At 31.5% G+C, this 25334-nt stretch carries 21 protein-coding genes, 2 tRNA genes and 1 pseudogene; 11 read left to right on the forward strand and 13 right to left on the reverse strand.

Annotated features, from left to right (window positions below; genetic code table 11):
- Positions 1-106 precede the first annotated feature (106 nt).
- A complete protein-coding gene (locus RRF68_RS09905; RefSeq protein WP_218771968.1) occupies positions 107-250 on the forward strand; it encodes a hypothetical protein in 144 nt (47 codons plus the stop codon).
- A 100-nt stretch (positions 251-350) separates the two neighbouring features.
- Here the strand turns inward: RRF68_RS09905 and serS are convergent, their stop codons facing one another.
- Both serS and RRF68_RS09915 read right to left on the reverse strand, forming a co-directional pair.
- On the reverse strand, positions 351-1625 hold the full coding sequence (serS, locus tag RRF68_RS09910) for a serine--tRNA ligase (protein ID WP_315944240.1): 1275 nt from the start codon (positions 1623-1625) through the stop codon (positions 351-353).
- A gap of 62 nt (positions 1626-1687) precedes the next feature.
- Positions 1688-2616, reverse strand: a pseudogene (locus RRF68_RS09915) (bifunctional riboflavin kinase/FAD synthetase).
- A gap of 191 nt (positions 2617-2807) precedes the next feature.
- Here RRF68_RS09915 and RRF68_RS09920 point away from each other — a divergent pair.
- A complete protein-coding gene (locus tag RRF68_RS09920; RefSeq protein WP_315944241.1) occupies positions 2808-5693 on the forward strand; it encodes a TonB-dependent receptor in 2886 nt (961 codons plus the stop codon).
- 79 nt (positions 5694-5772) lie between these two features.
- On the opposite strand, the gene RRF68_RS09925 is transcribed toward RRF68_RS09920, so the two are convergent.
- The 5 genes from RRF68_RS09925 to RRF68_RS09945 form a co-directional block, all read right to left on the reverse strand.
- Positions 5773-6009: a hypothetical protein gene (locus tag RRF68_RS09925; protein ID WP_218771972.1), complete on the reverse strand. Its 237-nt coding sequence runs from the start codon at positions 6007-6009 to the stop codon at positions 5773-5775.
- Positions 6010-6095: 86 nt separating this feature from the next.
- Complete coding sequence (locus tag RRF68_RS09930; RefSeq protein WP_315944242.1) at positions 6096-7637, reverse strand: glycine--tRNA ligase; 1542 nt, start codon at positions 7635-7637, stop codon at positions 6096-6098.
- Positions 7638-7736: 99 nt separating this feature from the next.
- Positions 7737-8636 carry a hypothetical protein gene (locus RRF68_RS09935; RefSeq protein ID WP_315944243.1) on the reverse strand — a complete coding sequence of 300 codons (900 nt, stop codon included), beginning with the start codon at positions 8634-8636 and terminating at the stop codon, positions 7737-7739.
- 33 nt (positions 8637-8669) lie between these two features.
- A complete protein-coding gene (locus tag RRF68_RS09940) occupies positions 8670-9572 on the reverse strand; it encodes a hypothetical protein (protein WP_315944244.1) in 903 nt (300 codons plus the stop codon).
- A gap of 18 nt (positions 9573-9590) precedes the next feature.
- The gene (locus tag RRF68_RS09945; protein ID WP_255554380.1) at positions 9591-10175 is read right to left on the reverse strand and encodes a class I SAM-dependent methyltransferase; all 585 of its coding nucleotides are present in this window, start codon (positions 10173-10175) and stop codon (positions 9591-9593) included.
- A 52-nt stretch (positions 10176-10227) separates the two neighbouring features.
- Here RRF68_RS09945 and RRF68_RS09950 point away from each other — a divergent pair, with 52 nt between their 5' ends.
- The 3 genes from RRF68_RS09950 to RRF68_RS09960 all read left to right on the forward strand — a co-directional run bounded on the left by RRF68_RS09950 (position 10228) and on the right by RRF68_RS09960 (position 12567).
- Positions 10228-10602 (forward strand): hypothetical protein, encoded by a 375-nt coding sequence (locus RRF68_RS09950; RefSeq protein WP_315944245.1) that lies wholly within the window; start codon positions 10228-10230, stop codon positions 10600-10602.
- A gap of 95 nt (positions 10603-10697) precedes the next feature.
- Positions 10698-10919, forward strand: a complete 222-nt coding sequence (locus RRF68_RS09955; RefSeq protein WP_410016847.1) for a ComF family protein — start codon at positions 10698-10700, stop codon at positions 10917-10919.
- Positions 10920-10971: 52 nt separating this feature from the next.
- Complete coding sequence (locus RRF68_RS09960) at positions 10972-12567, forward strand: Ig-like domain-containing protein (protein ID WP_315944246.1); 1596 nt, start codon at positions 10972-10974, stop codon at positions 12565-12567.
- Positions 12568-12594: 27 nt separating this feature from the next.
- On the opposite strand, the gene RRF68_RS09965 is transcribed toward RRF68_RS09960, so the two are convergent.
- Together RRF68_RS09965 and polA are read right to left on the reverse strand one after the other, a co-directional pair.
- Positions 12595-12984: a hypothetical protein gene (locus tag RRF68_RS09965; protein ID WP_275316025.1), complete on the reverse strand. Its 390-nt coding sequence runs from the start codon at positions 12982-12984 to the stop codon at positions 12595-12597.
- A 12-nt stretch (positions 12985-12996) separates the two neighbouring features.
- Complete coding sequence (gene polA / locus RRF68_RS09970; RefSeq protein WP_315944247.1) at positions 12997-15837, reverse strand: DNA polymerase I; 2841 nt, start codon at positions 15835-15837, stop codon at positions 12997-12999.
- 106 nt (positions 15838-15943) lie between these two features.
- Here polA and RRF68_RS09975 point away from each other — a divergent pair, with 106 nt between their 5' ends.
- Both RRF68_RS09975 and RRF68_RS09980 read left to right on the forward strand, forming a co-directional pair.
- Positions 15944-17167 (forward strand): metallophosphoesterase, encoded by a 1224-nt coding sequence (locus tag RRF68_RS09975; RefSeq protein ID WP_315944248.1) that lies wholly within the window; start codon positions 15944-15946, stop codon positions 17165-17167.
- An 85-nt stretch (positions 17168-17252) separates the two neighbouring features.
- Positions 17253-17546 carry a thioredoxin family protein gene (locus tag RRF68_RS09980; RefSeq protein ID WP_218771982.1) on the forward strand — a complete coding sequence of 98 codons (294 nt, stop codon included), beginning with the start codon at positions 17253-17255 and terminating at the stop codon, positions 17544-17546.
- A 176-nt stretch (positions 17547-17722) separates the two neighbouring features.
- Here RRF68_RS09980 and RRF68_RS09985 read toward each other — a convergent pair whose 3' ends face one another.
- Positions 17723-20842, reverse strand: coding sequence for a DUF2723 domain-containing protein (locus tag RRF68_RS09985; protein ID WP_315944249.1), 3120 nt, complete (start codon positions 20840-20842; stop codon positions 17723-17725).
- A 182-nt stretch (positions 20843-21024) separates the two neighbouring features.
- Between RRF68_RS09985 and RRF68_RS09990 the strand changes: the two genes are divergently transcribed.
- A tRNA-Gln gene (locus tag RRF68_RS09990) sits at positions 21025-21096 on the forward strand.
- A 94-nt stretch (positions 21097-21190) separates the two neighbouring features.
- Positions 21191-21262 (forward strand) — tRNA-Gln (locus tag RRF68_RS09995).
- A 58-nt stretch (positions 21263-21320) separates the two neighbouring features.
- Here the strand turns inward: RRF68_RS09995 and RRF68_RS10000 are convergent.
- Positions 21321-21668 (reverse strand): arsenate reductase family protein, encoded by a 348-nt coding sequence (locus RRF68_RS10000; RefSeq protein ID WP_275316810.1) that lies wholly within the window; start codon positions 21666-21668, stop codon positions 21321-21323.
- Positions 21669-21687: 19 nt separating this feature from the next.
- Between RRF68_RS10000 and RRF68_RS10005 the strand changes: the two genes are divergently transcribed.
- Together RRF68_RS10005 and RRF68_RS10010 are read left to right on the forward strand one after the other, a co-directional pair.
- The gene (locus RRF68_RS10005) at positions 21688-22167 is read left to right on the forward strand and encodes a DinB family protein (RefSeq protein WP_315944250.1); all 480 of its coding nucleotides are present in this window, start codon (positions 21688-21690) and stop codon (positions 22165-22167) included.
- Between the two features lie 46 nt (positions 22168-22213).
- On the forward strand, positions 22214-23362 hold the full coding sequence (locus RRF68_RS10010) for a cystathionine gamma-synthase (protein WP_315944251.1): 1149 nt from the start codon (positions 22214-22216) through the stop codon (positions 23360-23362).
- A 93-nt stretch (positions 23363-23455) separates the two neighbouring features.
- On the opposite strand, the gene RRF68_RS10015 is transcribed toward RRF68_RS10010, so the two are convergent.
- Both RRF68_RS10015 and fbp read right to left on the reverse strand, forming a co-directional pair.
- Positions 23456-24064 carry a superoxide dismutase gene (locus RRF68_RS10015; protein WP_275316813.1) on the reverse strand — a complete coding sequence of 203 codons (609 nt, stop codon included), beginning with the start codon at positions 24062-24064 and terminating at the stop codon, positions 23456-23458.
- Positions 24065-24187: 123 nt separating this feature from the next.
- Positions 24188-25222 carry a class 1 fructose-bisphosphatase gene (gene fbp / locus RRF68_RS10020; protein WP_218771988.1) on the reverse strand — a complete coding sequence of 345 codons (1035 nt, stop codon included), beginning with the start codon at positions 25220-25222 and terminating at the stop codon, positions 24188-24190.
- Positions 25223-25334 lie beyond the last annotated feature (112 nt).

Here is a 25334-nt window from a genome sequence, read left to right on the forward strand (position 1 = left end):
AACAATATTGTTAAATTTATACTAAAAGGCTTCCTTTTTTTGAAAGTCTTGTAACATTTTGGCACGAACTTTGTCTTACTGATAATAACACCAAACAATTTATACTATGAAAAACTTTAACACACAATATCAGGTAGCAAAGAACAATGCAAATGAGTTTATGAATAACGGACAAATAACAAAGTATTTTGAAGCGTTATTAGAAATGAATAAATACAAAAGGTTAATGGTCGCTGTGGTTGCCAACTAAAGATATAAAATTAATTCATTTTGAAGGGTGGATTACTAAAAATGCCAAGTTTCTTGATTGAAACTTGGCATTTTTTATTTTTATACGAGTCGATTTTTATTTAATCAATCATATCAAAACCACAATAAGGAACTAATACCTCAGGAATTTTAATTCCGTCAGCAGTTTGATAGTTTTCTAAAATTCCCGCTAAAACTCTAGGTAACGCTAAAGAACTTCCGTTTAATGTATGAACAAACTGACTTTTACCATCTTTGTTCTTAAAACGTAATTTTAAACGATTTGCTTGGTAAGTTTCAAAATTTGAAGCCGAACTAATTTCTAACCAACGCTCTTGCGCAGTTGAATATAATTCGAAATCAAAAGTTAAAGCTGATGTAAAACCAGTATCACCACCACACAAACGCAAAATACGGTATGGTAATTTTAAATCACGTAAAATATCTTTAATATGTTCTACCATTCCGCTTAAAGCATGGTAAGAATTATTAGGATGCTCTACACGAACAATTTCTACTTTATCGAATTGATGTAAACGATTTAAGCCACGAACATGCGCACCATAACTACCTGCTTCACGACGAAAACAAGGGGTATAACCAGTATATTTAATTGGTAAATCAGCTTCTTTAACCAAATCATTTCTGTGAATGTTGGTAATTGGCACTTCACCGGTAGGAATTAAATATAAATCATCTACTGTCGAATGATACATTTGACCTTCTTTATCTGGTAATTGACCTGTTGCAATTCCTGAAGCTTCGTTAACTAAATGAGGAACTTGTACTTCGTTATAGCCAGCAGCTGTATTTTTATCTAAAAAATAGTTGATTAATGCACGTTGTAAACGAGCTCCTTTTCCTTTATAAACAGGAAAACCAGCGCCAGCAATTTTGGTTCCTAATTCAAAATCGATAATATCATATTTCTTAGCTAATTCCCAGTGAGGTAATGCATTTTCGCCTAATTCGGGAATTATTCCTTCACTAAAAATTTTCTCATTATCTTCTTCACTTTTCCCTGCTTTTACAGATGCATGAGGAATATTCGGAATTGTATATAATAATTCTTGTAATCTATCGGTAGCAGTATTTAATGCTTCCGTTAATTGCTTAGATTGTTCTTTTAATTCACCTGTTTTTTCTTTTAACAAGTTAGCTTTCTGAACTTCGCCAGATTTAAAAAGACCACCAATTTCTTTGGAGATTTTGTTAGATTCAGCTAATATATTATCTAAAGAAACTTGTGTAGCTCTACGAGTTTCATCAGAAGTTAATACTTCATTAATAATTGCTTCGGCATTGGCAAAATTACGTTTTGCTAATCCGTCTAAAACAGCTTGTTTGTTTTCTCTAATAAACTGAACCTGTAACATCTTTTTAAATTTTTAAGAACCGCAAAGATATAAGAAGCGACAGACTTTGGCAATGCTAACGACTAATTGTTTTTAAGGTAGGTTAGTGAGGTTTCTTTGTCTTTTTTTAGTTGAATAACTAAATCGTTTATCGAATCGAATTTTTGTTCATCTCTTAAAAAGTAAAGTAACTCTACGGTAAGATTCTCATTATATAAATCGGCATTAAAATCGAAAAAATGAATTTCAATTGTTTGATGATCTCCATTAACCGTAGGTCGGTTACCGATGTTCATCATTCCGAAAACAGTTATATTTTTAATAACAGCTTTTACAACATAAACCCCTGTTTTAGGTATTAGTTTATAATCCTCTAAAATATCAATATTAGCGGTAGGAAATCCTATTGTGCCGCCTAATTTTTTTCCGTTAACTACTTTTCCTGTTAATGAAAAATTATATCCTAAATAATTGTTAGCGGTTTTTAAATGTCCGTTAGTTAGTGCTTTTCTAATTTTGGTAGAACTTACCGAAACCTCGTCAATATCTTGTGCAGGAATTTCTTGTACCGTGAAATCATATAAATGAGAATACTCTGTTAGTTGTTCTATATTTCCTTCTCTGTTTTTGCCAAAATGATGATCGTAACCAATAATTAGTTTAGAAGTATTTAATTGATTTACTAAAAGATCACGAACAAAATCTAAAGCAGTAAGTCTTGAAAATTCTTTACTAAAAGGATGAATTATTAAGTAATCTAATCCTAACTGCTCAAGATGCGCAGCACGTTCATCAATCGTATTAATTAATTTGATAGACACATCTTTTTGTAAGACCATCCGCGGATGCGGAAAAAAGTTAATAAAACCGATTTTTTATTAGTTGATTTAGCCTCGTCAATTAATTCCTTGATAATTTTTTGATGTCCAATATGAACGCCATCAAAAGTACCAATGGTTACTATTGTTTTTTGAGTAGTAGTAAAATCAAAAATAGAGTGTATTATTTCCAAGTTAAGTACGTGTTTATGCAAAAATACAATTTGTAAAAATATGTTAAATCATGATTACAGAAAAATTAGTAAAATTAAGAAATGTTTAAAAATTAGACATTAATTAGTGTAATTTGATAAAAAGAAGGTTAAATATTTCATAAATAAAAAAAAATTGTATTTTCGCTACAGTTAACAAATTATTATACATTATGATGAAAAAACTATTACTTGTTGCATTTGTACTATTTGGTACAATGACAATTGTTGCTCAGACTACCATAACTGGTAAGGTCAATGACGCATCTCTTGGAGAAGGACTACCAGGAGCAAACATTAAAGTTTTAAGAAAATCTGTGGGAACATCTACTGATTTCGATGGAAAATTTACAATGACAGTTACAGATACTCCGCCTTTTACAATAGAGGTTTCTTCATTAGGGTATCAGTCAAAAAATGTTGAAATAACTAAAAACAACCAAGTTGTTGAAGTTAGCTTAACAGAAAATGCTACTTCTTTAGACGAAGTTGTAGTTTCTGCTTCTAGAACGCCAGAGCGTATTATGGAATCTCCAGTTACGGTTGAAAGAATGGATGCTAGAGCGATTAGAAATACCTCTTCTCCTTCTTTTTATGACGGATTAGAGAACTTAAAAGGAGTAGATATTAACTCTAACAGTTTAACTTTTAAATCTGTAAATACACGTGGATTTGCAACTTTTGCAAACGAACGTTTCATGCAATTAGTTGATGGGATGGATAACTCATCTCCTGCATTAAACTTTGCTTTAGGTAACCTTTTAGGGATGTCTGAATTAGATGTAAAAACAGTAGAGTTATTACCAGGAGCATCTTCAGCATTATATGGTGCAAATGCTTTTAATGGTATTATGTTTATGACAAGTAAAAGCCCTTTTAATGATCAAGGGATTAGTTATGTTATAAAGTCGGGTATGACAAGCCAAAAAGCTGCAGGTGATAATACTTTTTACGATACAAGTATTCGTATGGCACACGTTTTTAGTGATAAATTTGCTGCAAAAGCAACATTATCTTACTTGAAAGGTGAAGAATGGCATGCAACTGATTATAGAGATGAAACAGATTTAACTTCTTTAGACCATACTACAAACCCTAATTATAATGGGTTAAATGTATATGGTGATGAGGTTTCTCAAAATATGCAATCTGTAGGAAATAAATTAGTTGATGCAGGTGTTTTACCAGCAGCTTTATTACCTTTTCTTCCTGCAAATCAATCTGTAAGTAGAACAGGGTATAACGATGTTGATTTAATGACAAACGAAGCGAAGAGTGTAAAGTTTGGAGGATCTTTACATTATAGACCTTGGGGTAACGATCGTTTAGAGATTATATGGAACTCTAAGTACGGTACAGGTAACACAATTTATCAAGGGCAAAATAGGTATAACATCCAAAACTTTTTTATGGAACAACATAAATTAGAGTTTAAAGGAAAAAGCTTTATGGTTCGTGGTTATATGACTAAAGAAGATGCAGGAGATTCTTATGATACTCGTTTTGCAGGTATTAATATTAACAGAGCTTGGAAAGGAGATTCTCAATGGTTTGGTGAATATGTAGGTGCCTATGCTCAAGCAATGGCAGGTTTAATCCCTGGTGTACCAGCAGGAAGCACTAATGTAGCTCACTCTGTAGCAAGGTCTCAAGCTGATATGGGAAGATACGAACCAGGTTCAAGTGCTTTTAATTCAACTTTTGAAAAGGTTAAGCAAGATCCTTCTTTAGCAACAGGATCTAAATTTCAAGATCAAACAAAACTATATCATGTAGATGCAAACTTAAATTTACAAGATTATATTAGTTGGGCTGAGGTGCAACTAGGAGGTTCTTACAGACAATATATATTAAACTCAGGAGGTACAATCTTTACAGATTACGATGGTACTATCGATTATGATGAATTTGGATTATATACACAAGTTCAAAAGAAGTTTTTAGAAGATGATCGTTTAAAAGTTACAGCTTCTGCTCGTTATGACAAAGCTCAAAACTTTGATGGAAATGTATCACCTCGTTTATCATTATCATATGCTGTTGGAGAAGATAAAAATCATAACTTTAGAGCATCTGTACAAACAGGTTTCAGAAACCCTACAACACAAGATCAATATATTGGTTTAGATGCTGGTAATGGTATTTTATTAGGTACAGCTCCAGATAACATTGATAGATATATTTCAAACCCATTTGATTTAGGTATTAATCCAGGTTTAGCAGGATATATAAATGGAGCTACTGGTTCTATGATTGGTTCTACAGGTACTTTAACAGGTAGGATGGCTTATGAAAATTCTTGGACGGAGGCTTCAATTGGAGCATTTTTAGCAACTGGGAACCCAGCTGATTTAGCGAAGTCTGATGTAGAGTTTGTAAAGCCAGAACATGTAACTGCTTTTGAAGTTGGTTATAGAGGTGTTGTAAAAGGAATTGCAATCGATTTAAACGTTTACTATAATAAGTATAAAGATTTTATTGCTGCTGAAAACGTAGTAGCGCCATTGTATGGAAATGTAAATTTATCTGATCAAGTAGACTTAACTCCATTAGGAGGCGCTGCAGGTACACCAATTAGTTTAGTTGCATTACAAAATGGAGATTTTAAAGGTGTTTCTTTAGATAGTAACTCTAAAGAAGATGTAAGTTCTTATGGAGCTACAATTGGTTTAAATACGAAAGTATTAAACGGATTCAACTTAGGTTTAAATTATACCTATTCTAAAATTGATATAAGCGAATCTTCTGATTTTGAGGCAGGTTTTAATACTCCAGAACACAAAGTTAAGTTTCAGTTTGGTAAAACAGATTTAATTGAAAACTTAGGTTTTAATGTAAACGTAAGATGGCAAGATGAATTTTTATGGGAATCTGCTTTCTACGATGGTATGGTAGATGCTAGAACTGTTGTAGATGCTCAAATTAGCTATAGAGTTCCTTCTATTAAATCAGCATTTAAAGTAGGAGCTGCTAATATTGGTGGTAAAGAATACTTTAGTGCGCCAGGTGTTGGGGCAACAGGTTCTCAATACTTTGTTTCTTGGACAATCAATAACTAAGAATAATTTTATGTAACCTAATTATAGTGTTACAGATCCATAAACTAAAAAGGCTTCATTTATAAAATGAAGCCTTTTTTTATTCGTTACTATTATCAATCCATTCTTTTATCTTTTGATCATTGATAATATATTTTTTGTATTTGTTATCTCTATACCTGTAATAAATAAACACAGGCATTAATATAAAAGCCATATACATAACGCCTAAACCCATTATAATTTGTGCTTTTGGATGTTCTGAGTTTAATAGATAAGCTCCAACAGCCATCCAACATAAAAAGATAATAAATAAAATTCGTATTAAAATTTTCATTATTGATGAATTTAATTGCTGTAAAAATAAAAATCCTAAACGTATTGTTTAGGATTTTCTTATTGAAATTTTAAAAGAAATAAAAATTACATTTTTTGTAACCAGTTCCTTACATCTACTTCTTGTTTTATAATTGCTGATAATTCAGAAATTTTAACACGTTTTTGCTCCATCGTATCTCTATGACGAATCGTAACACTATCGTCATTTAATGTGTCATGATCAACAGTAATACAGAAAGGTGTACCATTAGCATCTTGACGACGGTAACGACGCCCTACAGCATCTTTTTCATCATAAGATACATTAAAATCCCACTTTAAATCTTCCATTATTTTACGAGCAACTTCTGGTAAACCATCTTTTTTAACCAATGGTAAAATAGCAGCTTTTACAGGTGCTAAAATAGCAGGTAATTTTAATACAGTTCTTGTGGTACCGTTTTCTAATTCTTCTTCTTGTAAAGAATTAGAGAATACGGCTAAAAACATTCTATCTAATCCGATAGATGTTTCCACAACATAAGGTGTGTAACTTTTATTCTCTTCGTGATCGAAATATTGTAATTTCTTACCTGAATGTTCTTCGTGTGCTTTTAAATCGAAATCGGTACGTGAGTGAATCCCTTCTAGTTCTTTAAATCCGAAAGGGAATTTAAATTCAATATCAGCAGCATTGTCTGCATAATGGGCTAATTTTTCATGATCATGAAAACGGTAGTTTTCAGCGCCCATACCTAATGATAAGTGCCAATTTAAACGCGTTTCTTTCCATTTGTTATACCATTCTGTTTGAGTTCCTGGTTTTACAAAAAATTGCATTTCCATTTGCTCAAATTCACGCATTCTAAATATAAACTGACGCGCAACAATTTCGTTACGAAAAGCTTTACCGGTTTGTGCAATTCCGAAAGGAATTTTCATTCTACCAGTTTTTTGTACGTTTAAGAAGTTTACAAAAATTCCCTGTGCAGTTTCAGGACGTAAATATAAATCCATTGCGCTTTCTGCAGAGGCTCCTAGTTTTGTTCCAAACATTAAGTTAAATTGTTTAACTTCTGTCCAGTTTTTAGAACCCGTTAATGGATCTGCAATTTCTAACTCTTCAATTAATAATTTTACGTCAGCTAAATCTTCTTTTTCTAAAGATTTACCTAAACGAGATAAAATAGTATTTATTTTTTCTTGATATCCTAAAACACGGCCATTGGTAGCAATAAATTCTTCTTTGTTAAAGGCATCACCAAAACGTTTAGCTGCTTTCTTAACTTCTTTTTCAATTTTACCTTCAATTTTAAGACAGTAGTCTTCTACTAAAACATCTGCTCTATATCTTTTTTTAGAATCTTTATTATCAATTAAAGGATCGTTAAAGGCATCTACATGGCCTGAAGCTTTCCAAGTGGTTGGATGCATTAAGATAGACGCATCAATACCAACAATATTTTCGTGCATTTGCACCATTGCTTTCCACCAATAATCTCTAATATTTTTCTTTAACTCAACTCCGTTTTGAGCATAGTCATATACCGCACTTAGCCCGTCATAAATTTCAGATGATTGAAATACATAACCGTATTCTTTTGCGTGCGATAATACTTTTCTAAATTGATCTTCTTGTTTTGCCATAATGCAAAAATAAAATAAGGATTTTAACTAATACTATTCTAAATGAAAAAAGTGAAGAATTAAATGAATTCTTCACTTTTAATAATATTTTTAGGTGTTTTATTTTAAGTTTACGGTGGTAGCGCCAGAATAAACACCGTCTACAAAAGCACTTACAGTGTATTCTCCTTTGTTAATATCGTCTCTGTTCACCAAAATAAGTGAAACAAGGCTTAATCGGTCATTGTTGTAGTTAATTTCAATTGAATCGGAATATTGAATTTTACCACCATCTTTTAAATTGGTAATTCCTTTTGGAGCAATCACATTTTTGTTTTTATCTATAATTTGAATATAAACAGACTTCTCACCAGCGTATGCTACTACATTTTTTAATAAATCGAAGTTTACTTTAAAAGCATCAGTTCTGTTTGATCTAGATGTAGATGTTAATTTTCCACTGCTACGTTCTTTTAAAGTTTCAACTTTAAGGGTACTTGTTTTTATGACTCCACCAATAGCAATTTTAGTTTCAAGAGTTTTTTGCTTTTCTTCTAATTCTATATTTTTTTCTGTTAAAGAAGTATTTATTGATTCTTTTTGAAGCAAAATTTCATTAGTAATTATATTTTCTTGAGATAATACTTGGTTGGCAGTACTAAGAGAGTCTACTTTTACAAATAGGTTTCGGTTTTCACGTTCTAAGCTGCTAATTTTTTTTCTGTATTTTCTGATCAAGCTATACTTATCTATCTGTAGGTTTTTAATTGAATCACGTAAATTGTTCATCTTAACAATTTCAACTCTCAATCTTGTAGAAAGGCGTTTTTTACGAACAATAACATCCGTATAATCTTTAATCATTTCATCTAATTCTTTTTCTAGATCAGCTTTTTCCTGTTCAAAGACTTCTTGAAGGTTGTTGTATTGGTTAGATTTTTGTAAAGAATAGATTGTTAGAAATAAAGTAAGTGCTAAGAGCGCTACAATTAATATACTTCTTCTTTTTTTTGGGGTCATAATAAAGGGGATTAAAGTAAGGGGGTATTAATTTTATTTAAGTTCTATAAGTGTGCTATTAGTAAAAACACCATCTATAAAAACATTTATTTTGTAAGAACCTTTATTTATCATATCACGATCTACATCGATGAATGAAATTACAGCTAATTGTTTATTGTTATATTTTGCTTTAAACTTATCGTTGCAAAGTATTTTTTCTTTATTTTTTAGTTTTACTTCTTGTGCAGGTGCAATAACTTTATCGTTATTTACAATTTGTATATAAATAGATTTTTCACCTGAACTAATGATATTATTTTCAAGTAAGTTAAACTCTATTTTAAAAGCATCCGTTTTACTAGAGTACGAGGTGGAGGTGTGTTTTCCACTACGTCTTTTTTTCATAGCGACTACTTTTATTGATGATGTTTCAATAATTTCAGCAATTGCAATTTTTTCTTTTAGTACTTTCTTTTCTAAATCTAGTGATTGGTTTTTATTTTTTAACCTTGTATATAAACCTTCTTTTTGAATTAGAATGTCTTTAACACTATCGTTTTTTGTTAATAATTGATTATTTACTGCATTAAGAGAATCTATATGAGCGAAAAGAATTTTATTCTGTTTTGCTAAACCAGAAATGCGTTTTCTATAAAGACGAAACAAACCATAGTCCGTGGTTTTTAAATTATTTATAGTGTCTCTAAGTTTAATTATTTTATGAAGCTTATCTCGTAAATTTAAAGAGATATCTTCTTTTTGATATATAGCATTCTCATAATTTTTTATAACGCTATTTAATTCAGACTCTAGCTCTATTTTTTCTAATTTAAAAACCTTTTTTAGTTCAGAATATTCACTAGCATTTTGGTATGATAATAAGCCAATTGCAATTACTAATAGAAGTAAAAAAGCAATAAAGCCGTTATTCTTTATTTGGGAATTGATAATCATTTGGGGTATGAAGAACAATTAGGTGCGTTCGCGGGCTAATATACTATTTTTTACACAGTTGTAAATAAATGCTGGCGGAAAATTGAGCGGTTCAAAACTTAACTGAATATTATCTCCAAAAACACCTTTTAATTTTTTGTAATATGTAAGACTATATTGGTATTGTATGAATATACCTTTAGTGTTTAAAAGCAGATAGCTTTCTTGTAAAATATTGTGTGAAACTTCTTTAGGTATAATAGTTAGAGGTAAGCTAGAAACAATGTAATTTACCTCATTATATCCTAGTTTTTTAATCTCTCCACGCATGTTTTCAGCAGAGGCTTTGATAACAATTAATTGAGGATGTTTAATCTTTTTTAATTCTTTATAAAAAGCATCATTAATTTCAAAACAAATTAAAACTGTGTTAGGTTCTATTTCGTTTAAAATAGTGTTTGTTATTGCACCGTTACCAGGACCTAATTCTATAATAACTTTAGCTGTAGAAAAATCAATTTCTCTAAGCATTTTCTTGGCTAAATATTTAGAGCTAGGAGCAACTGTACCAGATGTTTTGTAGTTTTTAACTGCTTCTTTAAAAAAATTAAATTTTTTACCCAAAATAATGTTTTATGATGTTTTTTGTATATTTCTACTAAAAGTGCTGGTAAAGATGCAATATTTAAAAGATATATTCTACTTATTTTATCCTAATTTATGTGTTAATTGTGCTGTAAATTTATTAGAAAGCGAAAAGTATTTATGTACATTTTGTAGTAATGAAATACCTATTATTGAAAATAATGAGTATGTAAATAGTACGCTTTTAGCTCCTTTTTATGGTAAAGTGCTAATTAATAATGTGCGTTGTTTTATGTATTATCAGAAACATGGAATTGCAAAAAAAATCATTCACGAGTTAAAATATAAGAATCAACCAGAAATAGGAGAGTTCATTGCTAATTGGTTTGGTAGTCAGTTAAAGGAATCGGCTATTTTTAAGGATGTTGATTATATTGTTCCGGTGCCACTACATAAAAAAAGCTAAAGAAGAGAGGTTATAATCAACTTACGAAATTTGGAAAAACGTTAAGTAGTATTTTAAATATTGAATATGAAGAACAGGTTTTAATTAAGTCATCCATAGCAAAAACACAAACATTTAAACATCGTTTTGAGCGCTTTTCAGATTCTAAAACAAAATTTAAGTTAACAGATTTTAAAGTTTTTGAAAACAAACATATTCTTTTAATAGATGACGTAATAACTACAGGTGCAACTTTAGTTGCTTGTTGTAATGAATTGTTAAAAGTAAAAAATATTACCATCAGTATAGCAACCATAGCGTATACTAAAAAAGGTTGATTTTGTTGCTGTTATTTTAGTACTTTTGATGTTGGAATTAAACAATCAATTTGTGAAAAATAAGTTATTATTTTTAGTCGTTTTTGTATCTATAATCATATTAAGTTGCGCTCGAAAGGGAAGACCCGAAGGTGGCCCGAAAGATGAAGATGCACCAATTATGATGACTGCGAATCCACCTTATGAAACGATTAATTTTGATAAAAAAAACATCAAAATTCAATTTAACGAATATATTGTTTTAAAAGATTTAACGAAACAGTTGGTGGTTTCTCCACCTTTAAAATACCCACCGGTAATTACACCGCAAGGAACACCAAGCAAGTCTGTTAATATTAAAATTTTAGACACTTTAAGAACAAACACAACCTATACTTTTAATTTCGGAAACGCAGTTCAAGACAACAACGAAAATAACAAGTTAGAAAGCTTTAAATATGTGTTTTCAACAGGCAATTATATCGATTCTTTAAAGATTAAAGGAGCAGTTACGGGTTCGTTTAAAAAAGAGAAATTAAAAAATATATCGGTTTTATTATATCGATTAGATAGTACTTACAACGATTCGATTATCTACAAGGAAAAACCAAATTATGTGACTAGCACGTTAGATTCTACCAATTTTGAGTTTACCAATTTGCGTGACGGAAAGTATTTGTTGTTAGCATTAAAAGAAGCATCAAACGATTATCTTTTTAATGGCAAAACAGATGAAATAGGTTTTTATACGGATACTATTTCTTTGCCAAAAGATACGTTGATAATGAAACCAATCCGTCTTTTTAAAGAGTTACAACCGTATAAATTTAAAAGAGGAAAAGAAGTTGTAAAAGGTAAAATACAATTCGGTTATGAAGGCGAAAGAGAAGAGATGAAAATTGATTTACTGTCTGCAGTTCCAGAAACATTTAAATCGTTTTCAGAGTTCGAAAAAGACAAAGACACGCTTAATTATTGGTTTACACCTGTAGCACAAGATTCTTTAAACTTTATAGTTCGCAATAAGAAATTTATAGATACTGTTACTGTTAGTTTGCGTAAAAATAAAATAGATTCTTTAAGTGTATCATCAACTGTAGGTATAAATTTACATTTAAATGATACCATATTTTTAAATACTAATAATCCAATTGTTTCATTAGATAAATCTAAATTTTCATTAGTAGATAAGGATACAGTGAATGTAGATTTTGATGTAAAAAAGCAAACGATAAATAAGTTGGCTGTTTTGTTTAAGAAAACGCCTAAAATGAATTATAAATTTAATGTTTTACCGAAAGGAATTATCGATTTATATGAAACAACAAACGATACATTAAACTATCAATTTAAAACACTTACTATTGAAGATTATGGAAGCATAATTTTAGAGGTAAAAAAAGAAACAGAACACCCAGTTATAATTCAACTTTTAAGTAATAAAAAGATTGTAAAAACAAGGTATATTTCAACTTCTCAAAAAATCGAATTCAACTTACTAGAACCTAAAGAATATACCGTTAGAGCAATTATTGATAAAAACAATAACCATGTTTGGGATACCGGTAATTTCTTATCAAGAAAGCAACCAGAACAAGTAATTTACTTTGAAACAGTTTTTAAACTTAGAGCAAATTGGATTCAGAATGAAGAGTTTGTTATTAAGTAAACTCTTCATTAATTTCCCCATGCTTTATTACTCATCATAAGACGTTGCACTAGGGCAGAATAATAATTCGGTTGGATTGTCGATATCATATAAATATTGATAACTCCTTGAGTCTTTATTACAATAAGGTTCTATCAGTTTTAGCATCGTATTAAATCCGTTTAAAGTTAATACGCAGAAAAACGTTTCACTGTCTTTCGTAAGTATTCCTTCGTCAGATTTAAACAAACCGAAAATTAAATTACAATTACGAGGTTCTATGAAGTCAACTTCAGCTAAATCTAATTTTTGTCTTTTTTCAATAATAGTTTCTTTAATTAAATCCCTAAATTTAATCGCCTCGGTTTTGTCGAAATTGTATAAACGAACAACATGTTCATCAAAACCATTTACATTTTCTATATAATCTAACTCCATCTTCTTTCTTAATTAATGTGCTTGTAGCCAATTTTCTCCTTCACCAATTTCAACATCTAAAGGAACAGCCATTTTAAAGGCATTTTCCATTTCTTCCTTAATTATTGGTTTAATAATTTCTAACTCGTCTTTATGCGCATCAAAAACCAATTCATCATGCACTTGTAATAGCATTTTCGATTTAAAACCTTCTTTTTTAAATCGATTGTAAATGTTAATCATGGCTAATTTAATAATATCGGCAGCACTTCCTTGTATAGGCGCATTTACTGCGTTACGTTCTGCAGCACCACGAACAATAGCATTTTGAGAATTGATGTTTTTTAAATACCTACGACGGTTTAAAACGGTTTCTACATAGCCGTTTTCACGAGCAAAATCTACTTGTGCTGCCATGTAATTACGTAATTTAGGATACGTTTCGTAATACGTATCTATCAAAGCTTTTGCTTCTTTACGAGATAAATCGGTTTGATTGCTTAATCCGAAGGCAGAAACACCATATACAATTCCGAAATTTACCGTTTTTGCATTGCTACGTTGCTCGCGAGTAACTTCACTTAACGGAACATTAAAAACTTTTGCAGCGGTAGAAGCGTGAATATCTTCGCCATTTTTAAAGGCTTCAATCATGGTTTCTTCTTCACTTAAAGCAGCAATAATTCGCAATTCAATTTGAGAATAATCCGCAGCAACTAATACATGGTTTTCATCTCTAGGAATAAAAGCTTTACGAACCTCTTGTCCGCGTTTTGTACGAACAGGAATGTTTTGTAAGTTCGGGTTATTAGAACTCAATCTTCCTGTTGCCGCAACTGCTTGCGCGTATGAAGTATGAATACGACCGGTTTTAGTGTTTATCTCATTTGGTAAAGCATCTACATAAGTGCTTTGTAATTTTTTATACTGACGATATTCTTGAATATCTCTAATAATTTGATGCTCTTTTGCTAAGAAAGATAACACATCTTCGGCAGTAGAATATTGCCCTGTTTTTGTCTTTTTAGGCTTCTCTACCAATTGCATATTTTCAAACAAAACAATACCTAATTGTTTTGGTGAAGCAATGTTAAACTCTTCGCCTGCTTGCTCGTAAATACTTTTTTCTAAACGTTCAATATCGTTTGCTAAATCAACCGAAAGCTCTTTTAAGAAAGGAATATTTAAGTTGATTCCCTCTATTTCCATAGCTGTTAAAACCGAAACTAACGGAGTCTCAATCGTGTTAAATAATTTAGTAACGTTTCCGCTTTCTAATTCATTGGTAAAATGTTCTTTTAACTGCAAAGTAATATCGGCATCTTCAACGGCATATTCGGTTTGTTTAGCAATAGCAACAGTTCGCATAGAAAGTTGATTTTTCCCTTTTTTACCAATCAATTCTGTAATAGGAACAGGCTGATAATTTAAATAAGTTTCTGCTAAAATATCCATTCCGTGTCGCATATCAGGGTTTATTAGATAATGCGCAATCATGGTATCAAATAATTTTCCTTTTACAGGAATATTGTAGTTTGATAAAACTTTGATGTCATATTTTAAATTATGACCAATTTTTTCAATCGTTGATGTTTCAAAAAAAGCACGAAATTCTTCTAAAATTGCAGCTGTTTCTTCTTGATCTTCTGGAAAAGAAACATAATATCCTTTGCCAATTTCCCAAGAAAAAGAAATCCCGATTAATTCAACTTCTAGCGCTTTTAAACCTGTAGTTTCTGTATCAAAACAAACAGATTCTTGTTGCATTAACTTGTTTAATAATAGCTTTCTTGATAAAGGAGAGTTTACATGCTGATAAAGATGCTTGGTGTTGTTAATGTTTCTGTAACCAGAAGCAATTTCAACCTCGGTAATAGTTCCGGCACCCGGAGCAGCAAATAAATCGAATTGTCCAGCAGTACTTTTATCAGCTACTTTTTTTGGTTTGGCAGCTGTTTTTTCATCTTTTTTTACTTCGGATGTATTTTCGGTAACCCCAAAAGCTTTTAAGAAATTATCAGTTAAACGACGGAACTCTAAATTGGTGAAAATTTCTTTAGTTGCTTCGATATTTGGTTGGCACATTTCAAAATCTTCCTGATGAAATTCAACAGGAACATCCAACATAATCGTTGCTAATTCTTTTGATAAAATTCCAAGTTCGGCATTCGCCTCTACTTTTTCTTTCATTTTACCTTTTAAATCTGCTGTGTTTGCAAGCAGATTTTCCATTGAGCCATATTTTGCTAAAAATTTCTTGGCTGTTTTTTCACCAACACCAGGTAAACCGGGAATATTATCAACAGAATCTCCCATCATTCCTAAGAAATCAATCACTTGTTCTGGTCTTTCTACGCCAAATTTCTCTTGTACTTCGGGTATTCCCCAAGTTTCATACCCACCACCAAAACGTGGTCGATACATAAAAATATTTTCAGAAACTAATTGTGCAAAATCCTTATCGGGCGTTACCATATAGGTTTTATAACCTTCTTTTTCGGCTTTTTTAGCTAAAGTTCCAATAATATCATCAGCTTCATATCCTGTTTTTATAATAGCAGGAATATTCATTGCTTTTAAAATTTCTTCGATATACGGCACTGCAATTTTTATCGCCTCGGGTGTTTCTTGTCTGTTCGCTTTATATCCAGGGAAAGCATCAACTCTGGCAACCGATCCGCCGCGATCAAAACATACTGCTAAATGATCAGGACGCTCACGTTTTATAACATCTAACAACGAATTTGTAAAACCCAAAATTGCAGAAACATCCATTCCTTTCGAGTTAATTCGGGGATTTTTTATAAAAGCGTAATATCCTCTAAATATTAATGCGAAAGCATCTAGTAAAAAAAGTCGTTTTTGATCTGCCATTTGTTTCTATAGTTGAAGATTGTAAAACTACGAAACTTTAACAAGATGTTAAAAATTGATTTTCAATAATCAACCTATCTTTGTTCGACTTTTAAAAAAAATAAACATGTCTCGTTGGTTGCTATCAATTATAATTATTTCATTACTTATTGTTGCTTTTGAAGCCTATGCTTTTCAGGCAATTAAGACCATAACAAAGAATAAATTTATTCGTTATGGATGGCTACTTTTAGGTTTGTTAGCGTATGTTAACTTTTTTTACGTGGTGTTTTCTTCGGATAGAAGCTCGGGGCAAACCCCGCAATTTCAAATGGCGGTAGGAGCGCTTTTGGTAGTATTATTACCTAAGTTGTTTATTTTGATATTTATGATTGGTGAAGATGTAGTTCGGTTGATAGGAAAGGGAATTTCTTTTTTATCATCAAACGAAACAAAACCTTTAGCGGGCAGAAGGGCTTTTGTGGCTAAACTAGCTTTGGGTATTGCTGCGATTCCGTTTGCTAGTATATTGTATGGTATTTTTAGAGGTAAGTACAATTATAAAGTGATAAAATATCAATTGTCGTTTAAAGATTTGCCAGAAGCTTTTGACGGATTTACAATTACACACATAACAGATATACATTCGGGTAGTTTTACGAATAAAGAAGAAATATCTTATGGTGTTGATTTAATTAACGAACAAAAATCAGATATGATTTTATTTACAGGAGATCTTGTAAATAATTTTGCTTACGAAATGGATGAATGGATTGATGTTTTTAAGAAAATAGCTGCTCCTGTTGGTAAATATGCTGTTTTAGGAAATCATGATTACGGAGATTATTCTAAATGGAAAACTGAGGAAGATAAGGCTGAAAATTTTAATGCGATAAAAGAACTGCATCCGAAAATTGGGTTCGATTTATTACTGAATGAAAATAAATATATAGAAAAAGACGGACAAAGAATAGCCTTGGTTGGTGTAGAAAATTGGGGAAAAGGTTTCAATCAAAAAGGAGATCTTAAAAAAGCATCCGAAGGAATAAAGAAAGAAGATTTTAAAATCTTAATGAGCCACGACCCGAGTCATTGGGAATATAAGGTGAAAAAAGACGATTTTAACTATCAGTTAACTTTAAGTGGACATACGCATGGTTTGCAATTCGGGATTGAAATACCAGGATGGATTAAATGGAGTCCGTCTCAATACGTATACAAACAATGGGCTGGTTTATACAATGAATTTGGGCGATATATTAATGTAAATAGAGGTTTTGGTTATCATGCTTTTCCTGGTAGAGTTGGTATTTGGCCAGAAATTACAGTAATTGAACTGAAAAAAGGTTGATTTTCAGTGTTTTTAACAAATGTTAATATCTAATTAGAAAAAAAACAGTAATTTTGAATGATATTACATATAAATATTATATAGAATGACAAAGTTTGGTGAAATTATAAGTATAAATAAGCCAGTTTTAATTGATTTTTACACCGATTGGAGTGAGTTAGAGCCTAGTTTAGATACCCTTCGTGATGTTGCTGCTGCTTTAGGTGATAAGGCAAAAGTGATAAAGATTGATATCAGACAGAACGAAATTTTAGCAGAAGCTTTGCGCGTTAAAGGAAACCCTACGTTTATGATTTATAAACAAGGAGAGATGAAATGGCGTCAAACAGGAGAGCAAGATGCTAATACTTTAATTGGTTTAGTACAACAGTACGTTTAAGTTGTTGTTTTAAACTTAGGATATTCTTTAAAAGAATTATTTTTCTTAACTATCGTGAGAACGGTACTGTATTTTATTGCTGTAATCTTATCTCAAATGCATATAACATATTTATATAAAAAAGCAGCGCAACTAATTTTAGTTGCGCTGCTTTTTTATAAAATATACCTCAAAAATTAAGGTTTAATAGTGTCTAATTCTTGCGGAAACTGTTCTTGTTCCTCTTCGTCGGACATCAAGTGTTTAAACAAACGCGCATGATTTAAGTATCCTTCAAAAGCTTTTTTACCATAGTCCATATCTTTATCATATTTTGTGACTTGTTGTATGATGTTTTGATACATATATAAGTTAGTTTCTAAATTATCAAGAATTAAATCAACATCACTATCTTTAAAAGTGCTGTAATACTTTAATTTTTGTTGAAAGATATTTATTAATGTTTCTGCAGTTTCACGTGCTTTGTCTTTATCACCTATGCGATAGTATAATTCAGGATATCCTAAAGAAATACTATAATGCCCAAAATCGTTAATTGGCATTTTGTATAATGATAAATCTAATACATCTTTCGCGTTAACAGAATCACCTTCTTTTAAGAACTCTTCAGATAAACGCATTAAGTTGTTACGAATAGATATCGCGTTACGCTTGCTTTGTTCATCTAAATAAATTTTACCATTATTAATGGTTTTCCAATTCCATTTTTTAACGTTGTCATACATTTTTTTAGGATCGATGCGTCCCATGTCGAATATAGATTTTCCTCTGTTAGATGTTTTGATCGGCACTAATTTGTAAGACATTCCATCTAATTGTAAATAATCTTTCAACCAAATATACTCTTCATCAGCATTGGCGCCACCGGTAAAATAAATTGGGCGTTTCCAATCGAAATTATTTAAAATATCGAGCATTAAGATTCTATTTTTTGTTAAACCTTGCTCATCAACAGTAATATCTATGTAGTCTAAAATTTTATCAGCATCTTTCTGTGCTACCAATCCTGTTTTTAAAACATTTTCTTTGTTTACAGGAATTCTAATTCTGTTGGTTGGGTAAAACTTTTCTTTAGAGTCTTCAGTAACTTCTAAATATGTAGCATCATTATCGCTTGCAATCCATCGCATAAAATCTTTAATAGGAAGAATTGAGTCTTTTAACTGAGGCAGTGGGTAATAATAGGCAACGTCTAAAGTTCCGTATTTATACTGATCGTGTGTTAATTGCGACGGAATAGGATCTGCTTCATAGGTTTTCTTTTTCATCTGGTCGATATACCAAGCCGTTTGAAAAAGACTAGTATTTACAATCTTAATATCTTGTCGCACGCCTTCTACCTGCTGCATGTACCAAAGCGGAAAAGTATCATTATCTCCAATAGTAAAAATTATAGCATTTGGGTCGCAACTTTCTAAATACGTTTGTGCGTTTAGTTGAGATACATAACGATCACCTCTATCATGATCATCCCAATTCTGAACGCCCATTAAAACAGGAACCGCTAATAGTGAAACGGCTGAAACGGCAATTGCAACGGTTCTTTTGTTTGCGTAACTTTTTAGGTAATCATATAATGCGAATACTCCAAAACCTATCCAAATAGCAAATACATAAAACGATCCTACTACGGCGTAATCACGTTCACGAGGCTCAAAAGGCTTTGGGTTGGTATAAAATATAATAGCAAAACCAGTAAAAGCAAAGAATAGGGCAAGGGTGTATAAATTCTTTTTGTCTTTTTTAGATTGATAAAACAAACCAATTAATCCTAAAATTAAAGGTAAGAAGAAGTATTTGTTACGTCCTTTGTTGTTTTCAATGTCGTCTGGTAGGTTTTGTTGCGATCCTAAGCGCATTTCATCAATAAAATCGATTCCGCTTAACCAATTACCATTTTCAATATCTAAATGTCCTTGTGCATCGTTTTGTCGTCCTACAAAGTTCCACATAAAATAACGCCCATACATGTATCCGAATTGATAATCAATCATGAATTTCATGTTCTCAACAAATGTAGGTCGTCTTTTACTTCGGGCAGGAATTCCGGCAATTCTTTTATATTCTTTTTCCGACGCAGGATTTACCATACGAGGTATAAAACCTTTGTGTTTGCTAGAATAGTTTGGCAATACGTTCTTGTATTTATTTACAATAACATATTTTCCGTCTTTCTTTTCGTATTTAGGTTTATCGTCTTTATACGGTTGATCTGCATCTTGCGTTCTGTCGTAAGAAACAGAATAATACTTGTCATAAAAAACATTCGCATCACCATATTGTTCACGGTTATAATAGGCTAATAATTCACGTGCGCTTGACGGATTGTTTTCGTTAATAACCGTATCTGCATTTGCACGAATTGGTAACATTAACCAAGACGAAAAACCAATCATAATAAATAGTACAGACAGCACAAGAGTGTTTGCCATTACTAAGTTTTTTGTACGTGTATATTTTAATCCGAAGAAAAATAAGGCGATTAAAACAATACCAGCAATAATGGTTCCTGTATTATATGGTAATCCTATTTGATTGATGAAAAACAATTCTGAAACACTAAAAAATTTGAGTGTAAACGGAAATAAAAATTTAAAAACAAAAGCTAAAACAAGTATTGAAATAAGTGTTGCGATTGCAGTTGTTTTTATATTGATGTTATTGTAGGTTTTAAAGAAATATAATAAAACAATAGAAGGAATTACTAAAAGTGATAAAATATGAACTCCGAATGAAAGTCCTACTACAAAACTAATTACTACCAACCATTTGTTTCCTCTAGGCGTATTTATTTCACTTTCCCATCTTAATCCTAGCCAAAATAATAAAGCCATTAAAAAAGATGACATTGCATACACTTCACCTTCTACGGCACTAAACCAAAAACTATCAGAAAATGTATAAGCTAAAGCACCTACTAATCCGCTTCCTAAAACGGCAATAGCTTCACTTTTACTGAACTTACCATTTTTAATAGCCATTTTTTTAGCTAAGTTGGTAATTGTCCAAAACATAAATAAAATTGTAAACGCACTGGCTAAACCAGACATGAAGTTTACCATTTTAGCCCACTGACTTGGGTCGTTGCTAAACATAGCAAAGAATGCACCTAACATTTGAAATAACGGCGCACCTGGTGGATGCCCAACCTCTAGTTTTACTGCGGTAGAAATGTATTCTCCACAATCCCAAGAACTAACTGTAGGCTCTAAGGTTAGTGTATATGTGATTAGTGCCACGGCAAATGAAAACCATCCTAAAAGGACATTCCATTTTTTGTAGTTAAATTCGTTCATAGTTTTCTGTGTAATAAAATACGAAAGTATTAATAACTGTTGGTTTTTTACTGAAAACAAAAATATAATTTTGAGGTAGTTAATGAATCAAAAGTTGATATAAAATTGTGTTAAATGAAAAAAAGCATAAAAAATTTGCCGAAATAAAACTTTGTATTATATTTGCACCCGCAATAAGTTATTGGCCTATGGTGTAATTGGTAACACACCGGTTTTTGGTACCGACATTCAAGGTTCGAGTCCTTGTAGGCCAACTTAATCCTTACGAAGTTCGTGAGGATTTCTTATAAAAACTGATTATTCTGTTTTAATTTTAAAACATTGTTTTTATATTTGTAAATAACTTATTGGCCTATGGTGTAATTGGTAACACACCGGTTTTTGGTACCGACATTCAAGGTTCGAGTCCTTGTAGGCCAACAAAAAAGCTTCTTAATCGTAAGATTTTGAAGCTTTTTTTAGTTTACTAAGTATTTTTTTAATTGACTACTTCTTTTAGCGCTTCGATGACTTTTTTACTATTTCCAATAAAAATTTTATCATCAACTATAAAAACAGGACGCTTTAAAAAAGTATATTCTTCTAAAATAAACTGTTTGTACTCGTCTTCGGTAATTGTTTTGTTCTTTAAATCTCGTTCTTTGTATAACCTAGCTCTTTTATTAAACAAACTTTCATAGCTATCTGTTAGCTTTCTCATTTCTTCTAGCTGATTAATAGTTACAGCATTTGTTTTTATTTCATGCTTTTCAAATCCGTCAATATTTACTTCTTTTAATATACGTCGGCAAGTATCACAAGTTTGTAAAAAATATACTTTCTTCATGGTTTAATAATTATCTTTGATGTACGCTAAAATAAGTAGAATAATGAATACGCAATTTGAAATTTTAAAAAAATCGAGAGAATTAGTTTTAAAAAAAATCGATCATTTATCAATAGAGCAATTACATAAAATTCCTGAAGGATTTAAAAATAATATTGCATGGAATGTTGCTCATTTGGTAGTAACACAGCAATTATTGAATTATAAATTATCGGGCTTAAACTGTTTGGCTTCTGATGAGTTAATAGAAGCTTATAAAAAAGGAACGTTACCTACAGAGACATTTTCAGAAGAAGAGTTTGAAGAGGTAAAAGAATTGTTAGTAGGATTACCAGATACGTTGCAGGAAGATTATGAAGCTGGAATTTTTACTGAATTTAATGAGTATGAAACAAGCCTTGGTTTTACGTTAGACTCTATTGAATCAGCAATTTCTTTTAATAACTTACATGAAGGAATTCATTTAGGAACTATAATGGCTTTATTAAAGTTAGTGTAAATACTTATTGATTTAATTAAGAATTTGTTTTTAAATTTAGATAAAGATGAAATTCAACACAAAAACAATACACGGCGGTCAGGAGCATGAAGAGGCTACAGGTGCTGTAATGCCACCTATATTTCAAACCTCTACATATGCGCAATCTAGCCCAGGTATTCATAAAGGTTATGGATACTCTAGAGGAGGAAATCCGTCACGAACTGCGCTCGAAAAAGCTTTTGCTTCGTTAGAAAACGGAACACATGGTTTTGCTTTTTCATCAGGTTTAGCAGCAATCGATTGTGTTTTAAGAACCTTAAACTCCGGTGATGAGGTTATTGCAGGTGATGATTTATATGGCGGAACGTATCGATTATTTACTAGAATGTTTGAGAAATATGGCTTAAACTTTAAGTTTGTTGATACAGATATTGTTGAAAATATAACAAATGCAATATCAGAAAACACTAAGTTAGTTTGGTTAGAAACACCAACTAATCCGTTAATGAAAATAGCAGACATAGCATTGATAACTAAAGCTGTAAAGGCTATAAAATCTACTGTTTTAGTAGGTGTTGATAATACATTTGCAACGCCATATTTACAACGTCCTTTAGATTTAGGTGCAGATATAACAATGCATTCTGCAACAAAATATTTAGGCGGGCATTCCGATTTAATAATGGGAGCCCTAATGGTTAAAGACGCTAAGTTGGCAGAAGAGTTACATTTTATACAATTTGCTGCTGGTGCTATCGCAGGCCCGATGGATTCATTTTTAGCTTTAAGAGGTATTAAAACATTGCATTTACGCATGCAGCGTCATTGTGAAAACGGTAAAGCTATAGCAGCATATTTAGTGAAACACCCAAAAGTAAGTGATGTTTATTATCCAGGTTTAGCGAATCATCCAAACCATGATATCGCAAAAAAACAAATGGATGATTTTGGTGGAATGGTTTCTTTCCGTTTAAAGGATGAAAGTAAACAGGCAGCTTTTACGTTTCTAGAGAATACTAAATTATTTACATTGGCAGAATCTTTAGGCGGTGTAGAAAGTTTGGTAAATCACCCTGTAACAATGTCGCACGGATCTATACCAGAAGAAGCGCGTTTAAAAATAGGAATTACAGATTCTCTTATCCGTTTGAGTGTTGGGGTAGAGGATATAACAGATTTAATTGCTGATTTAGAGCAAGCTCTTTTAAAATAGTTTGAGCGTTAAATATATAAGCAATAAAAAATCCGAAGTTTTTAAACTTCGGATTTTTTTATAAGCGTGAACTGTAAAAAGTAACAAGGTTACTTATTTAGCGTCAGCATATCTTTTTTCAACCTCGTTCCAGTTAATTACTTTAAAGAAAGCATCAATATAATCAGGACGACGGTTTTGGTAGTTTAAGTAATAAGCATGTTCCCAAACATCTAATCCTAAAATTGGAGTTCCGCCACAAGTTACACCTGGCATTAATGGGTTGTCTTGGTTTGGAGTAGAACAAACTTCTACTTTTCCACCTGGATGCACACATAACCAAGCCCATCCTGAACCAAACTGAGTTGCAGCAGCCTTAGAAAAAGCTTCGATAAAAGCATCTTTAGATCCAAATTCAGCTTCAATAGCATCTTTTAAATCTCCTGATAAATAACCTCTATCTTCTGGATTCATTACTGTCCAGAATAAAGAGTGATTGTAAAATCCACCTCCATTATTACGAACTGCACCATTACTCATATCTAAATTAGCAAGAATATCTTCAATAGATTTTCCTTCTAAATCAGTACCAGCAACAGCAGCATTTAATTTTGTAGTATATCCGTTATGGTGTTTGCTATGGTGAATTTCCATAGTTTTAGCATCTATATTTGGTTCTAATGCATCATATGCATATCCTAATTTCGGTAAGTCAAAAGCCATAATTGTATGTTTTTTAATAAGTTAATAATTCATTAATATAATTGTAAATTTAACCCAAAAAAATAAGGCAAACAACTGTTTGCCTTATCGATAATTTATTTAGGTATAAATAATAGTTATTCTTTAGTAAGTTGGTTTTTCATCGGCAGAAAACTCATTCATAAATCCTTCGGCTTTTTCTACCATTTGTTTACTACCACAATAAAAAGGAACACGTTGGTGTAATTCGGTTGGGTTGATATCCATTATTCTTGTAAAACCATCAGTTGCTTTACCACCAGCTTGCTCACATATAAATGCCATAGGGTTACATTCGTATAATAAACGTAATTTACCGTTAGGTGTTATTTTTGTTGATGGATATACGTAAATTCCACCTTTAATCATGTTTCTATGAAAATCGGTAACTAATGAACCCACGTAACGAGCGGTATAAGGCCTGTTATCAGCTTCGTTTAATTCTTTACAGTGAATTAAAAAACGCTTCATTCCTTCTTGAAAATACGTAAAATACCCTTCGCTTACTGAGTATATTTTACCAATTTCAGGAAATTGCATATTTGGATGAGATAAGTAAAAAGTACCGATAGCTGGATTTAATGTAAACCCGTTTACGCCATTACCAGTTGTAAAAACTAACATTGTAGAGGTACCGTAGGCAACATAACCTGCAGCCACTTGTTCGCTTCCTTTTTGTAAAAAATCTTCTTTAGTAACAGGTGTGCCGTCTGGAGAAACTCTTCTGTAAATAGAAAAAATGGTTCCAACAGATACGTTTACATCAATATTAGATGAACCATCTAAAGGATCCATCAATAACACATATTTGTTTTCGTTTGTTTTACTTTGACCTTCAACAATTACAAAATCATCTTCTTCTTCGCTTGCAATACCACAAACAATTTCACGGTTAATTAGTGTTTGTTTAAAAAGATCATTAGCCAAAACATCTAGTTTTTGCTGTGCTTCACCTTGAATATTAACATCACCGGCTGCACCAGTAATATCAACTAACCCTGCTTTTCTAATTTCGTGGTTTACCACTTTGGCAGCCAGTCGTATAGAGTTTATTAAACGAGATAACTCTCCCGAAGAATATTTAAAATCTCTTTGATTTCCAATAATAAACTCTCCAAGAGTCATGTGCTTGTTATTCATGTCGAATTTTTGTGTTGTGTACAAAGATGCCAACTTTTTTACGTTTCTACAACGATTTAGTATTTTAAAATTTTTAACAAAAACATACGATGTGTTTTAATTTCCTATTTGT

The sequence above is a fragment of the Tenacibaculum sp. HL-MS23 genome (assembly GCF_032463465.1).
In the GTDB taxonomy this organism is placed as follows: domain Bacteria; phylum Bacteroidota; class Bacteroidia; order Flavobacteriales; family Flavobacteriaceae; genus Polaribacter; species Polaribacter bernardetii.

Coding starts and splice junctions, on each gene's coding strand:
- RRF68_RS09905 (WP_218771968.1), top strand. CDS start 107: ATGAAAAACTTTAACACACAATATCAGGTAGCAAAGAACAATGCAAAT.
- serS (WP_315944240.1), bottom strand. CDS start 1,625: ATGTTACAGGTTCAGTTTATTAGAGAAAACAAACAAGCTGTTTTAGAC.
- RRF68_RS09920 (WP_315944241.1), top strand. CDS start 2,808: ATGATGAAAAAACTATTACTTGTTGCATTTGTACTATTTGGTACAATG.
- RRF68_RS09925 (WP_218771972.1), bottom strand. CDS start 6,009: ATGAAAATTTTAATACGAATTTTATTTATTATCTTTTTATGTTGGATG.
- RRF68_RS09930 (WP_315944242.1), bottom strand. CDS start 7,637: ATGGCAAAACAAGAAGATCAATTTAGAAAAGTATTATCGCACGCAAAA.
- RRF68_RS09935 (WP_315944243.1), bottom strand. CDS start 8,636: ATGACCCCAAAAAAAAGAAGAAGTATATTAATTGTAGCGCTCTTAGCA.
- RRF68_RS09940 (WP_315944244.1), bottom strand. CDS start 9,572: ATGATTATCAATTCCCAAATAAAGAATAACGGCTTTATTGCTTTTTTA.
- RRF68_RS09950 (WP_315944245.1), top strand. CDS start 10,228: ATGCAATATTTAAAAGATATATTCTACTTATTTTATCCTAATTTATGT.
- RRF68_RS09965 (WP_275316025.1), bottom strand. CDS start 12,984: ATGGAGTTAGATTATATAGAAAATGTAAATGGTTTTGATGAACATGTT.
- polA (WP_315944247.1), bottom strand. CDS start 15,837: ATGGCAGATCAAAAACGACTTTTTTTACTAGATGCTTTCGCATTAATA.
- RRF68_RS09975 (WP_315944248.1), top strand. CDS start 15,944: ATGTCTCGTTGGTTGCTATCAATTATAATTATTTCATTACTTATTGTT.
- RRF68_RS09980 (WP_218771982.1), top strand. CDS start 17,253: ATGACAAAGTTTGGTGAAATTATAAGTATAAATAAGCCAGTTTTAATT.
- RRF68_RS09985 (WP_315944249.1), bottom strand. CDS start 20,842: ATGAACGAATTTAACTACAAAAAATGGAATGTCCTTTTAGGATGGTTT.
- RRF68_RS10000 (WP_275316810.1), bottom strand. CDS start 21,668: ATGAAGAAAGTATATTTTTTACAAACTTGTGATACTTGCCGACGTATA.
- RRF68_RS10005 (WP_315944250.1), top strand. CDS start 21,688: ATGTACGCTAAAATAAGTAGAATAATGAATACGCAATTTGAAATTTTA.
- RRF68_RS10010 (WP_315944251.1), top strand. CDS start 22,214: ATGAAATTCAACACAAAAACAATACACGGCGGTCAGGAGCATGAAGAG.
- RRF68_RS10015 (WP_275316813.1), bottom strand. CDS start 24,064: ATGGCTTTTGACTTACCGAAATTAGGATATGCATATGATGCATTAGAA.
- fbp (WP_218771988.1), bottom strand. CDS start 25,222: ATGAATAACAAGCACATGACTCTTGGAGAGTTTATTATTGGAAATCAA.